General features: G+C 69.8%; 9 protein-coding genes. 4 read left to right on the forward strand and 5 right to left on the reverse strand.

From position 1 onward, the window contains the following. Positions 1-135: 135 nt before the first annotated feature. Together KTR9_RS21555 and KTR9_RS21560 are read right to left on the reverse strand one after the other, a co-directional pair. Complete coding sequence (locus tag KTR9_RS21555) at positions 136-4,395, reverse strand: non-ribosomal peptide synthetase (protein WP_014928111.1); 4,260 nt, start codon at positions 4,393-4,395, stop codon at positions 136-138. 37 nt (positions 4,396-4,432) lie between these two features. Then, a complete protein-coding gene (locus tag KTR9_RS21560; protein ID WP_014928112.1) occupies positions 4,433-5,524 on the reverse strand; it encodes an alpha/beta hydrolase in 1,092 nt (363 codons plus the stop codon). Positions 5,525-5,686: 162 nt separating this feature from the next. On the opposite strand from KTR9_RS21560, the gene KTR9_RS21565 reads away from it, so the two are divergent. Further along, positions 5,687-6,163 carry a cupin domain-containing protein gene (locus KTR9_RS21565; protein WP_044508183.1) on the forward strand — a complete coding sequence of 159 codons (477 nt, stop codon included), beginning with the start codon at positions 5,687-5,689 and terminating at the stop codon, positions 6,161-6,163. A 193-nt stretch (positions 6,164-6,356) separates the two neighbouring features. Here KTR9_RS21565 and KTR9_RS21570 read toward each other — a convergent pair whose 3' ends face one another. From KTR9_RS21570 to KTR9_RS21580, 3 genes are all read right to left on the reverse strand, one after another. Beyond that, positions 6,357-7,667 (reverse strand): amidohydrolase family protein, encoded by a 1,311-nt coding sequence (locus KTR9_RS21570; protein WP_044507253.1) that lies wholly within the window; start codon positions 7,665-7,667, stop codon positions 6,357-6,359. Further along, positions 7,664-8,629, reverse strand: coding sequence for a PDR/VanB family oxidoreductase (locus KTR9_RS21575; RefSeq protein ID WP_014928115.1), 966 nt, complete (start codon positions 8,627-8,629; stop codon positions 7,664-7,666). The genes KTR9_RS21570 and KTR9_RS21575 overlap by 4 nt, the downstream gene beginning before the upstream one ends. A gap of 70 nt (positions 8,630-8,699) precedes the next feature. Then, entirely contained in the window at positions 8,700-9,305 is a 606-nt protein-coding gene (locus KTR9_RS21580) for a helix-turn-helix domain-containing protein (RefSeq protein WP_010842770.1), read from the reverse strand. Positions 9,306-9,521: 216 nt separating this feature from the next. Here KTR9_RS21580 and KTR9_RS21585 point away from each other — a divergent pair, with 216 nt between their 5' ends. The 3 genes from KTR9_RS21585 to KTR9_RS21595 are packed head-to-tail and all read left to right on the forward strand — an operon-like array spanning position 9,522 to position 12,528. Beyond that, complete coding sequence (locus KTR9_RS21585) at positions 9,522-10,856, forward strand: amidohydrolase family protein (protein WP_014928116.1); 1,335 nt, start codon at positions 9,522-9,524, stop codon at positions 10,854-10,856. Beyond that, the gene (locus tag KTR9_RS21590) at positions 10,856-11,626 is read left to right on the forward strand and encodes an ABC transporter ATP-binding protein (protein WP_014928117.1); all 771 of its coding nucleotides are present in this window, start codon (positions 10,856-10,858) and stop codon (positions 11,624-11,626) included. The genes KTR9_RS21585 and KTR9_RS21590 overlap by 1 nt, the downstream gene beginning before the upstream one ends. Continuing rightward, positions 11,623-12,528, forward strand: a complete 906-nt coding sequence (locus KTR9_RS21595; protein WP_014928118.1) for an ABC transporter permease — start codon at positions 11,623-11,625, stop codon at positions 12,526-12,528. The genes KTR9_RS21590 and KTR9_RS21595 overlap by 4 nt, the downstream gene beginning before the upstream one ends. The last annotated feature ends 82 nt before the right edge of the window (positions 12,529-12,610 follow it).

Genomic DNA, 12,610 nt, shown 5'->3' on the forward strand with positions numbered 1-12,610 from the left:
CCCAGAACACCCCGCGGGCGCGTTGTCCGCGGGGTGTTCTGCGTTCAGCACTCCGTCGACCCGGCGGTCATTGCCCACAGCGCGGCATGGGTGCCGATTTCCGGTACCGATCCCGCACTCTGGGCGCGGCTGGCGTCACGCCTGTCGAACGCAGGCGACGACCTCGGCGAGCACCTGCTCGACCCGCGAGCCATCGAGTGCGGCGGCCGCGCCGGTCACCATGACCTGCAGCTCCCCTCGCGCGGTCGGCGAGCCCTCGATCTGCAGCATCCACCGCGAGGTCGGCGGCGGGAACACGTACAGGTCACCGCCCGAACGGGGCGGGGTGATCGTCGGGGTCCAGCCGAGCAGGACCGGAACCGCAAAGAGCCGCCCGTCGACGACCGGCTTTCCCAGTACGTCCAGCACGTCTTCCATCGGCGCGGTCGCCGCGGCGATACACCGGCGGGTGCGTTCCACCGAGTCGCGCACATCCTCTCGGGCGTCGAGCGGCGTCATCGCGGATATGACGAAATCGCCCACGATGCCGTCGGCACCCGCCGGCCGTTTCGACACCGCGGTGGCAGCCATCACCCGGTGTTGCCCGGTGAGCCGTGCCAGCGCCACGGACACCGCGCTCCCGAACGCCTCGAACGGGGTCATACCGCGCTCGGACGCACCGGCGCGGAACTGCGCATAGGTATCGACGTCGACGAGAGCCCGACGGCGTAGGGCCGCGGACTGTTCGCACGAGACGGGGTCCAGTCCGTCCAGGGTGAAGGTCCGGTCGGCCGGCGCACCCAGCAACTCCTTCCACAACCGCCCGTCGGCCGCGTCGTCCTCGGTCCGTGTCGGCGACGAGATCGACTGCGCAGCGGGCAAATCCATGCCGCGCGCGATGAGGTCGGCCTCGGTGGCGAGCACTCCGAGCGAGTTCCCGTCCACGGCGATGTGGTGGAACACCGCGACCGCTGCCGCCGCACCGCCGTCGGCATCCGCCAGAATCCGCACGCAGAACGGCGGAGCCACCCGCACATCCAGCGACGCCGACATGTGTTCGGTGAGCGCACGCAGATCGTCCCGCCCTGGGTCCGGGCCCGCTTCGGCGAGTGGAACGATCTGCACGGCGGCATCGACGGCCGAGTCGGCGCCGCCCGCCATCGCCCGCTGTACCGGCCCGGCGGGGGTGTCCGGATAGATCGATCGCAGGGCGGGGTGCCGATCGGCCAACGCCCGGAACAACTCTCGTAGTTCGACGGCAGTGCGCCGCCCGGCCTCGGGTGGAACCCAGCCGAGGCGGATCAGCTGCCCGTGCGGATGTCCCGGCGCGCGTTCGACCGTCCGTTCCGCGGACGTGAGAGGACGGTCCTCGTCGAGCGCGACCGGTCGACGTGTGTCGACATCCGGGCCCACCGGCTCGACCATCCGCTGCGCCAGCGTCTCCAGGTCGGGCGCGGTGAGCACGTCGTCGGGGCTGATCTCGGAATGCCCTGCCGCCGTGAGCAAGCCGACGACCCGCATGACCGCCAGGGAGTCGCCGCCCTGCTCGAGGAAGCCGGCGAACAGATCCACCGTATCGGTGCCCAGGGCCTCCCCCACGACCCGCACCAGCAGGGTCTCGTGCGACCCCACCGGTCCCCGCGCGGACCGGCGGCCGGGGAGCGGGTACTCCGCCAGCTTTCGCACGTCGAGCTTGCCGTTGCCGGTGGGGGGCAGCGCGTCGATGCGCACGACGAGGGCCGGGACCATGTACGACGGCAGCACACGGGCGACCGCGCGGCGTAGACCGGGTGTGTCGGGGTCCGTTCCGGAATCACGCGGCACGACGAACGACACCAATGCGCTTCGGCCCGAGGGCAATTCCCGCAGAATCGTCGCGGAGCTCCGTACGCCGGCGCACCGCCCGAGCGCGGCGTCGATCTCGGCGAGTTCGATGCGCAGCCCGCGCAGGGTGACCTGATTGTCACGCCGTCCCAGCAGGCGGACCTCACCCGCGCCGGACCACTGCGCCAGGTCTCCCGTCCGGTACATCGTCTCCCCGGTCGAGAACGTGCACGCGACAAAAGCTTTCGCGGTGGACACCGGGTCGTCGAGATAGCCGTCGGCCAGCTGCGGTCCCGCGCAGTGGAGTGTGCCCAGCGCGCCCGGAGGCTGCGACCGCCCCAGCCGGTCCAGGACCGCCTCGCTCACCCCGACCATCGGCGGACCCACGGTGATCGCCCCGCCCGGGGCCAACGGTCCGGAGATGTTGATGCTGCATCGGGTTTCGGTGGGTCCGTAAGCATTCCGCAGTCGGACACGACCCGACCACGTGTCGACCAGGCGCCGCGAGGGGGTTTCACCGCCGATGATCACCTGCACGAGGTCGTCGGCGAGGTCGACGGGCAGCGTATCGAGGACAGACGGGGTGACGATGAGATGGGTGACGCGATGCCGTCGGATCAGGTGTGCGAGACCATCACCACCGGGGGTCGAGCTCGGCGCGACGACGACGGTCGCCCCGCAGACGACCCCGCACAGCATCTCCACGACGCCGGTGTCGAAGGTCGGGGACGACGCGTGCAGGATGCGCGACCCGGGTGCGAGCGCATAGGTCTGTCGGATCTCCGCGACCAGGGCGGGAATGCCGCGGTGCGGCATCACCACGCCTTTCGGTGTGCCCGTGGATCCTGAGGTGAACAGCAGGTAGGCGGCGTCGTCGGGCCCGCATTCCAGGCCGCGCGGCCGGCCTGCCATCGGTGAGCCGGGGTCGTCGTGCTCGAGGTCGAGCCACCGGACCGAGCCCGGGCGTGCGGTGCCCGGCGTGCACAACCCGACCTCGGCGCCGGAGCGTTCGACGAGATCCCGCGTCCTCGCCTCCGGTGCGAACGGGTCGCCGACGGGCACCCACACGCCGCCCGCGCACAGCACCGACCAGAACGCAACGATCGAGGCCACCGACCTATCGATCGACACCGCCACGCGGTCGCCCGCACCGACCCCGGCCGACATGAGCAGCCGAGTCCCCCGATCCACCCGGAGGGCGAACTCGCGCCGGGACACCGACACCTCACGGTCGATGATCGCGACTGCCTCCGGATTCGACGACCGATAGTCCTCGAGGTGGCTCACGGTCGGCACGAACGGCGGCGCCGGCGGTCCGCTCCGGTACCGGAACCGCTCCCATTCCCCGTCGACGAACACCGAGTCGTCGGGAACCCGGGCGCCGCCGTCCAGTTCGTGCAGGGTCGCGGTGAGGTGGCGGTCGAAGCGCCGAGCAAGGGTGGCCAGCGCGTCGGCGTCGACGACTGCCGCCGGGGCTTCCCAGGTCACCGCCTGACGCCCTTCCTGGTCCGCGGGGTGCAGGGTCACCGCGACGTCGGAGATCGGTCCGGTCCGCATCAGCTCGAGCCCCCAGTGCAGGCCGTCGACAGCGGGCGACTCGAAACCCGGCAGGAGGTTGACCACTGCACCGAAACCATTGAGCCCCTGCCGGTTTCGCAGCATGTCCTCGCGGGGGTAACGCTGACGGCGGAGTGCGTCGATCAGGGCCGACGACACATCGGCGACCGCCTGCGCGGCGTCACGGCCCCCGATTCCGTCGAGGCGCAAAGGCACGACGTTCGAGACGGGCTGCACCGCCCGTGATCGTGCCGCCGACGTTCGGACGGCCACCGGAAGACTCAGCCCCACGTCCGGGGTGTCGAGGAGCCGGGCGCACAGACCTGCGAAGGCCGCGACGAACTCCGCCGCCGATGCGACACGCGGACTGCTCAGGGTCTCGGTGACCCGCGCGATCGACGACGTGAGATGCGCGACGGGGCCGGCCAGCAGGGACGGTTCGAGGCAGTCGAGTTCTCGCGCCCAGTGTGCCTCGTCGGTCACTCGTCGTCGCGAGTCGCGGTATGCCTTCTCATCGGCTTCGAGTTCGAGATCGTCGGCGAGCAACAGTTCGTCGGGCCGCGCGGTTCCCGCGTAGACACCGGCGATGTGCGCCATCACCCGCAGGGCTCCGGCGCCGTCGGTGAGCACGTGATGAACGCGCACGATCCAGCGGTGGGAGTCGGGACCGAGAACGTGCAGTTCGCTGCGGAACAGCGGCAGTCCGAGGTCGGCACCTGCGGGGTCGTCGAGGAAATGCTGCGCACGCGACTCGCTCGCGGCCGCCGGGTCGGCACACGCGGACAGGTCCACGTTCTCCACCGGGTCCAGCCCGGAACCGGCGGGACACAGCGGCTGCGGATGACCCTCGCCCGGTGAGCGTTCCGGGTGCAGACGCACGTCGCACCAGCCGACGTGGTCGAGCACTGCGCCGGCAGCGTGGTGCAGTCGATCGGCGTCGAGCCGGCCGCGCAAGGTCAGGCCGAATGCGACGACGTGCGAGACCTCAGGGTGCAGCAGTTGCGAGAGCCACAGGCCGCGGCGCGTCACGGTCATCGCGGATCGTCCCCCGGACGTCGTCCGGTCGGCCGAGTCACGCTCCGAGCGCGCGGGCGAACATCGGCCACGACTCATGCATCTGGTCCTCCCAGTACCCCCAGGAATGCGTGCCGGTCGCCGGGAGCCGGACGACGGCCGGGATGCGGAGTGCGGCGAGGCGATTCGCCATCGTCACCGTGCACGAACGCGCGGTGGCCTCGGCGAAACCACCGGCGGCGACCTGTTCGGCGAGTTCCCCCACGTTGCCGGCAACGCGCCGGTCCGACAGGTTGTCATGTGCGCCGGGCAAGCCCGTCGCCGCGCTGATCCACAGGGCGGGGGTGCGACGAGCGAGCTTGTAGGCGTTGATGACCGGGTCCTGCGCCGCCCACTGCGGGTCGCCGGGCGGACCGTACATGTTGCTGGCGTCGGCGAGTCCGGGGACGAACGCCACGTTGCGCAGCAGCAGCTGTCCGGTGGGTGACGCGGTGTCGGCGCATCCCGAGTAGGAACCGACCGCTCGATAGAACCCCGGGTGGTTCTCGGCGATCCGGAGCACCGCCGTACCCGCCATCGAGATACCCGCGACGCCGCGCGAGCGCGTCGGCCCGGATCGTCCCCCGTGCGCGTTCTCGAAGGCGGCGGGCAACTCCGAGGTCAGAAAGGTCTCCCACCGCAGGGGCCGGGACGTCTTCACACCGAAACGGAAGTTCGCTGCCGGGTCGACGCGGCGCCAGTCGGCGTAGTAGCTCGCAGCACCGCCGATCGGGGTGACGGTCCAGACGTTCTTGTTGGCATAGAACGCATTGGCGTCGGTGGCGTGCGTCCAGTCGTCGTCGTCCTCGCCGCCCGACGACCCACTGAGCAGATACATCACCGGCGCGGCCTGGTTGCGGTTCGCAGGCGTCTGCACCAGCGACGGGACCTGGGTCTGCATCGAACGCGACCACACCGACACCACCAGGTTCCGCGGCGACACCCAGGTCTCCCGGTACGGCGCACCCGCGGTCGCCTTGGCGTAGCCGACCCCGGCCAGGGTGTCCGCGCCCGCGGCGCCGGCCGACGGCACGAGCAGCCCCGCAACGCCGAGCAGGAGGCACAGAACGGCGGCACCACCCGCGATCACGGCGTTGGACAAGCGAGACATCCATGGCTCCCTGGGTTCGGGCCGGGTCATCCAGCCGACTCCGTCATCGTATGCACATCACCGGCGTACTCCGGACAGTTCTGGTCAATCGTCCAGAGCTGTCCCACAGCGGAATCGGACGAATCGGTTATGCCCTCCGCCCTGCCCACGTACGGTCGGACGATGACACCTCTCCTGCGCACCGCCGTCGCGACGCTCGCCGCCGCGGCCGCTCTCCTGACACCCCTCGCGATGTCGTCGGCGACGGCGAATGCCACGCCCTCCTCCGGAATCTCGGCGATCAGCCTGGCCAAGGCGGACATCCCGGCGGACCTGCTGCCCTTCGTGCCCGACGGCGTACACGTCGAGGTACGCGAGATCACCATCGCTCCCGGCGGCACCACGGGTTGGCACTACCACGACGGCACCCTCATCGGCCTGGTTCGCCAGGGCACGCTCACCCATCCCGGTTCCGACTGCAAACCCGTCGTCTACCGGACCGGGGAGATCATCCAGGAGCCCGGGGGCAAGGCAAACACCCACGAGGGGACCAACCTCGGGACCACGCCGGTCATCCTCGACGTCCTGTACCTGATGCCACTGAACAAGCCGCTCTCCGAGGACGCGCCGGCGCCGCCGTGCGCGACGGCCACTCCCTGACGGCAAGCGACGCCCCTCCGCTCCCTGAGGTGCGAGGAGCGCAAGCGACGCCCCTCCGCTCCCTGAGGTGCGAGGAGCGCAAGCGACGAGCCACGAAGGGGCTCGCAACCCGCCTCGCGAAGACCCTTCGAGGCTCGCTTCGCTCGCACCTCAGGGAGCAGGGGGCCGCTTCGCTCGCACCTCAGGGAGCAGGTCACTGCCGCTGGCTGAGCAGGGCGCCGAGTTCGATTGCGAGCGTTCGGGATTCCGCGGTGAGAAGTCGGCCGTCGCGCACCACCCACCGCCCGCCGACCATGACGTCGCGGGGTCGCCGTCCCGGGGCCGCCCAGAGGAGGCCGTCGAGTGGGTCGGGGACCCCGGCGTCGAAGACGTCCGAGCAGTCCCACACACAGAGGTCGGCGGCGGCGCCGGGTCGCAGGTGCCCCAGCTCGCTGCGGCCGAGGCCCATGGCCGAGCCCTCGGACGCCATCGCGAGAACCGCACGGGCCGTGACGGGTTCGCCGATCAAGCCCGAGACCTGCACGGCCAGACGGGCATCGGCGATCAGGTGTCCGGCGTCGTTGCTACCGCCGCCGCTGGTGCCGAGGCCCACCCGCACCCCCGCGGACATGAGTGTGGCAACGCGCGCGACACCCCATCCCATCGGTACGTCGCATCCCGGAGCATGGGTCGCCGATGCTCCCGATCTCGCGAGGAGGGCCACTTCGTCGTCGGTGATCTCGCACAGGTGTGCCACGGTGACGTCGTCGTCGAGCCAACCCCACTCGTCGAGCAGTGCGAGGGGACGGCGCCCATATCGTTCCGCGGCGATCTGCACGTCGACCTGCTCGTTGGCCTGCGTCCGGCGACGTAGACCCAGGCTCGACGCGACCTCGGCGAGTGCCGCGAAGGTCTCCGGCCCGTCGGCATGTACGCCGGACGGGCCGACGGCCAGCTGGAGCATGCCGTCGGCGCCGGTGCCCGTGGTCGCCGCGCCCAGGTACGTGCCGTGGATGTCCTCGACCGACGCGGCAGCGAGATCCGGGTCGTCACGGGCGGTGCCCCGGACGAACACCAACCGCGCGCCGACTCGCGCCGCGGCGCCGATCGTCCCGCCGGCCACTGCGACCGGGTCCTGATCGCGCGGCCAGGTCAGATGGTGATCCGCCACCGTTGTCACCCCGCACAACAGTGACTCGGCGAGTCCGACTGCCGCTGCCGCGGCGGTGAGCTCGGGATCGACACCGACCGACGAATAGCGTTGCGCCATCAGGCCGAGCCACTGCGGCATCGGGACGGACCGGCTCTCCGGGCGCGACCGGAAGGCGGTCTGCAACAGATGGTGATGGGCATTCACGAGACCGGGTGTGACGACGCACCCCGAGACGTCGACGACCTCATCCGCTCGGGCCTGCTCGCCGGCCGCGTCCCCGATCCGTCCGTCCTCGACGACGACCGGGTCGCGGGTGACCATCGAGGCGTCGCGCATCACCGCGGCCGCCCCGGTGAGCACGGTGGTGGTCACAGTTCGAGCACCAGACGACCACTCGTGCAACGAGACACGCAGATCATCATGGATTCGTTCTCGGACCGCTCCTCCGGGGACAGGATCGAGTCCCGGTGGTCCACCTCGCCGCTGACCACCCCCGTCTCACACGTTCCGCAGATTCCCTCGCGACACGACGAGGGTGCCACGACCCCGCGTCCGTCCAGGACGTCGAGGATGGTGCGGTCGTGCGGCACCGTCACGGTCAAGCCGGAGAAGGCCAGCGAGAGTTCGAAGTCGGTGTTCGCCGCGGATTCCGTCGTCGTCGCGGTGAACGTCTCGGCGAACGAATCCACCGCCGGTTGCGGTTCGCACACGCGCGCCACCGCATCCAGCATCGACGGCGGACCACATGTGTACACGGCGGTACCGCGCGGCAACCCGCCAAGCACATCACCGAGATCCAGGCGGCCCGAGCGACCGGACTCGTGAACGGTGACCAGCCCTGGGTACCCGGACTCGATCTCGTCGACGAATGCCATCTCCGCCCGCGACCGCCCGACGTAGACGAGCCGCGACGGCCGGCCGGATCGATGCGCCTGCTCCATGAGGGCGAGGACCGGAGTGATGCCGATACCACCGGCCACGAACACGTAGCCGAGTGCGCGCGTCAGCGCGAAGTGGTTGCGCGGCAGACCGATCGTCACCTCGGCGCCCACCTCGATGTCGTCGTGCGCGGAGATCGACCCGCCGCGGCTGTCGAGGCGACGTTCGACGGCGATTCGGTAGGTGCTCGTGTCGTCGGGCGACGAGCACAGGGAGTACTGCCGCACCGGCCCGGCGGGCGTGTGCAGATCGACGTGCGATCCGGCGGTCCACGGCGGGAGCGCCGCGCCCCCCACCGGCGCGAGGACGAATTCGTCCACCCGACTGGTGAGTCGGCGCCGGGACACCACGCGTACACGCACAGTGTCCTGGAAGTCGGTTGCTGACAAAGACATCGGAGATCTCCTCGATACGATGATCTCCGCCGGGATTCCCAGCCACGGGAACCACCCCCACCGACCCGGGTCAGGACACCTGCGCCGACGCCTGGACGACGACCAGGCGAGCGGCCTCGCGACCTATGAGCCGCCATCGGTGGGGAATTCCGCCAGCGTAGTAAAGGCTGTCGCCTCTTCGCAATTCGAGGACACTGCCGTCACCGAGATCGACCTCGATCTCGCCGTCGACGACGTGCAGCCATTCGTCCTGGTCGTGCTGGAAGTACTCGCCGTAATCCCGTCTGTTCAACGACTGCTCCTGGGGGAAGAACGCGGCGTCCCCCCGGACGAGCAGGCGCGCATATCCGGCGTTGTCGCCGGCCTGCGGCAGGATCGCACCTTCTCCCGCACGCACCAGCTGCGCACCCACGGGCGCAGACGACGGGACACCCGCCACATGCGCGGGGTCGGCGGCCAGCATGAGACTCACCTGGGTCGTGTCCAGGGCCCGCGCGATCCGTTCCAGGGTCGTCATGCTGGGACGCGCGTAACCGCGTTCGAGCTGCGAGAGGAACGGGTGCGAGATACCGGCCTGCGCAGCCAGATTCGCCAGCGTGAGACCGTGTTGCTTGCGTCGTCTGCGAATCTCCGCACCCAGTGACGCCTGCGCGAGATCCGGCTCGTCGAGTGCCATGTGCCCACACCCTTCCTCCGGCGAAAGTCGGATCGATGGTTACACGCCCGCAGCGCTGGTTAACGTCGCGGCAACAGCGCGTTCCTATATTCGGTCGTGTTGACGTGATCAACAAGTATCACGAACCGCCCCACCCCCGCCGACCCCAGCCACAGCGGGACCACCGACCTCACGTGCACCGTTGCACGCCACCGAAGTCCTCGAGGAAGTTTCCGTATGCAGGCTCCGCAGACCGCGCCCGTCCCGGGCATCACCGGGTCATTGCCCGACGGCTCGGTGGTCGACGTCGAATTGTCGGCCGATGCCGACGGCATCCGTCGGGTCCGGGCCGTCACGCCGTTCTCTCCCGACACACCGCGCGGTCCCGGCTGGCTCGATCTGCGTGGTCACCTACTCCTGCCACCAGCGGCTGAACCCCACGCCCACCTCGACAAGGCCCTGTCCTGGTCGGAATTGTCGCCCCCGAGCGGCGATCTCGCCGACGCGATCACTTCCTGGCGGGCCGGCAGTGTCGCCCTGGACGAGCACTCCTTCCGGACCCGTGCGCTGCAGGCGACCTCGTCCATGCTGCGGAACGGGATCACCGCGGTGCGCACCCACGCCGACGTGCTCCCGCACGAGGACCCACTGCGCGCCGTGCGTGTCCTCACCGAGATCCGGGATCACCTGCGCGGGCTGATGGACATCCAGGTCGCGGTACTGGCGAGCCCACTGGCACCCACCGCCCACATCGAGGCCGCGCTCGACGCAGGCGTCGATCTGGTCGGCGGCGCCCCACACATCGCCGACGATCCGCTCCTCGAACTCACGAGGCTGCTCGATCTGGCCGAGGCGCGCGGCATCGGCGCCGACCTGCACGTCGACGAGTTCCTCGACGGCGACCACCTGACCATCGAGGCCTTCGCGGATCGGGTGGCGGACTGGCCGGAAGACCGTGTCCGCACGGCCGGCCACTGTTGCCGCCTCGACACCCTGGCCACCGACGACCTGCAACGGGTCGCCCGGGCTCTCGCGCGCGCCCGCGTCTCGGTCGTCGCACTGCCGGTGACGAACCTGTATCTCCAAGGCCGCCACGGTCCTTCGGCCGGCCGCCGGGGAATCACCCCGATCGACGTCCTGCGCGACCACGGCGTCCGTGTCGTCGGGGGCGCGGACAACATCCGTGACCCGTTCAATCCCGTCGGGCGGGCCGACCACCTGGAGACAGCTGCCCTGCTGATCACCGCGGCCCATCAGAATCCCCACACGGCAATGGAAATGGTCACCTCCGAGGCGCGTGCCGTGCTGGGACTCGAGCCCGCGGGACCGGTTGTCGGCGCACGCGGCGACCTCGTCGCGATCCGCGGGACCGACCTCACCGAGGTCATCGCGACCGCTCCGGCCGACCGGGTCGTCATCGTGAACGGCGCCCCGGTCGCGCGCACCGAGACCACCGGCTGGACCAGTTTCCCGGTGCCGCCCGTTTCGTCCCCAGCAGAACTGTCCCCAGCGGGAGTACACCCAGCCGGGATGTCTGCGCCGGGCAGCTTCCCCGTCGGTTTGGAGAGATGATGAGTTCACCAGCAACGACCCCCAGGCCGGCACTCGGTCACCCACTCGTCGGCTTCGAACACGTGGAGCTCACCTACCCGGACGGCACCCATGCCCTCCGGGACGTGAACCTCACCGTGCGCGAGGGCGAATTCGTCAGCGTCGTCGGGCCATCCGGGTGCGGCAAGTCGACCCTGCTGCGCTTGTCATCGGGACTGGAAACGATCACCGACGGCTACCTGCAGAGCGGTGCCGCGCGTATCGGGTACGTGTTCCAGGATGCGACCCTGCTCCCGTGGAGGTCGGTGGCCGACAACGTAGCGTTGCTCGGCGAACTGGACGGCGCGCCGAAAGCCGAACGGCGCGAGCGAGTTCGCGCTGCACTCGAAACTGTCGGGTTGACCGGTTTCGACAAACACCTGCCGCACATGCTGTCCGGCGGCATGCGGATGCGGGTGTCGCTGGCCCGGTCACTGACCCTGGACCCCGACCTGTTCCTGTTCGACGAGCCCTTCGCCGCCCTCGACGAACTCACCCGTGAACGGCTCGGAACCGATCTGACGGAGTTGTTCGCCGTCAAACGCTTTGCCGGCCTGTTCATCACGCACTCGGTCGCCGAGGCCGCGTTCCTGTCCACCCGGGTCCTGGTGATGTCTGGGCGACCGGGGACCATCGTCGACGAGATCGAGGTCCCGTTCGACTATCCCCGGGCACCCGACCTGCGTTTCGAGCCGGAGTTCGGCGCGATCGCGGGCAGGATCTCACGCGCACTCCGAGAGGCACATTCATGACCGCCCCCGATACCGGCACCGACACCACACCGAGCGTGAGAACCCCGAAGCCCGGCAAGGCCGGTGCGCCCGACCCCGGGTCAACCACCGAACTCGCCGTGGCCACGCGCACGAGCCGTCGGGGCCGCGCTCGCTCGAGGGCGGTCGGGATCGCCGCACCGCTCGTCGTCCTGGCACTGGTCATCGGCGCCTGGTATCTCGTGAGCTACGCGGTGCTCGACCCCGGACGACGATTCCTCATGCCGCCACCGCATCAGGTCGTCACCGACGGCCTGCTCGGCGACGCCGCGCAGGAGATGTGGGAGGCCCTGAGCCGCACGGCAACCGTGGCGCTGACGGGTTTGGCCATCGCCGCTGTGATCGGCATCACCTGGGCGGTGATCATGTCGCAGTCGCGACTGATGGAGAACGCACTGTTCCCTTACGCCGTTGTCCTGCAGTGTGTCCCGATTCTCGCACTCGTTCCGCTGGTCGGGTTCTGGTTCGGATTCGGCTTCAGCGCACGCGTCTTCGTCTGCGTGCTGATCTCGTTGTTCCCGATCGTGTCCAACACCCTGTTCGGCCTGCGGTCCGTGGACCGGCAGATGCGTGACCTGTTCGCTCTGCACCATCCGAGCCGCGTCACGGTCCTGCGCAAGCTGGAGTTCCCCGCCGCCATGCCGGCGATCTTCGCCGGCCTGCGGATCTCGGCGGGCTTGTCGGTGGTCGGTGCGATCGTCGGCGACTTCTTCTTCAAGCAGGGCAATCCCGGCATCGGCATCCTGATCGACAACTATCGTTCGCGACTGCAGGCCGAGGAACTGTTCGCCTCGATCGTGCTCGCCTCACTTCTCGGCGTGGCCGTCTTCTGGTTGTTCGGGTGGCTCGGCAACCGCATCGTCGGACGCTGGTATCAGCGCTGACCCGACCCCCACCGATCGACCCGGTCGTCGTACCCGCCTTTCCCGATCTTCTCGTCCCTTCAGTCCTGCCCGAATCTCCCTG

It is taken from the genome of Gordonia sp. KTR9, assembly GCF_000143885.2.
Lineage (GTDB): Bacteria > Actinomycetota > Actinomycetes > Mycobacteriales > Mycobacteriaceae > Gordonia.

What these genes read in the sequence shown, in the direction of transcription:
- KTR9_RS21555 (WP_014928111.1), bottom strand. Translation starts at nt 4,395, where the DNA reads ATGACCGTGACGCGCCGCGGCCTGTGGCTCTCGCAACTGCTGCACCCT.
- KTR9_RS21560 (WP_014928112.1), bottom strand. Translation starts at nt 5,524, where the DNA reads ATGTCTCGCTTGTCCAACGCCGTGATCGCGGGTGGTGCCGCCGTTCTG.
- KTR9_RS21565 (WP_044508183.1), top strand. Translation starts at nt 5,687, where the DNA reads ATGACACCTCTCCTGCGCACCGCCGTCGCGACGCTCGCCGCCGCGGCC.
- KTR9_RS21575 (WP_014928115.1), bottom strand. Translation starts at nt 8,629, where the DNA reads ATGTCTTTGTCAGCAACCGACTTCCAGGACACTGTGCGTGTACGCGTG.
- KTR9_RS21580 (WP_010842770.1), bottom strand. Translation starts at nt 9,305, where the DNA reads ATGGCACTCGACGAGCCGGATCTCGCGCAGGCGTCACTGGGTGCGGAG.
- KTR9_RS21585 (WP_014928116.1), top strand. Translation starts at nt 9,522, where the DNA reads ATGCAGGCTCCGCAGACCGCGCCCGTCCCGGGCATCACCGGGTCATTG.
- KTR9_RS21590 (WP_014928117.1), top strand. Translation starts at nt 10,856, where the DNA reads ATGAGTTCACCAGCAACGACCCCCAGGCCGGCACTCGGTCACCCACTC.
- KTR9_RS21595 (WP_014928118.1), top strand. Translation starts at nt 11,623, where the DNA reads ATGACCGCCCCCGATACCGGCACCGACACCACACCGAGCGTGAGAACC.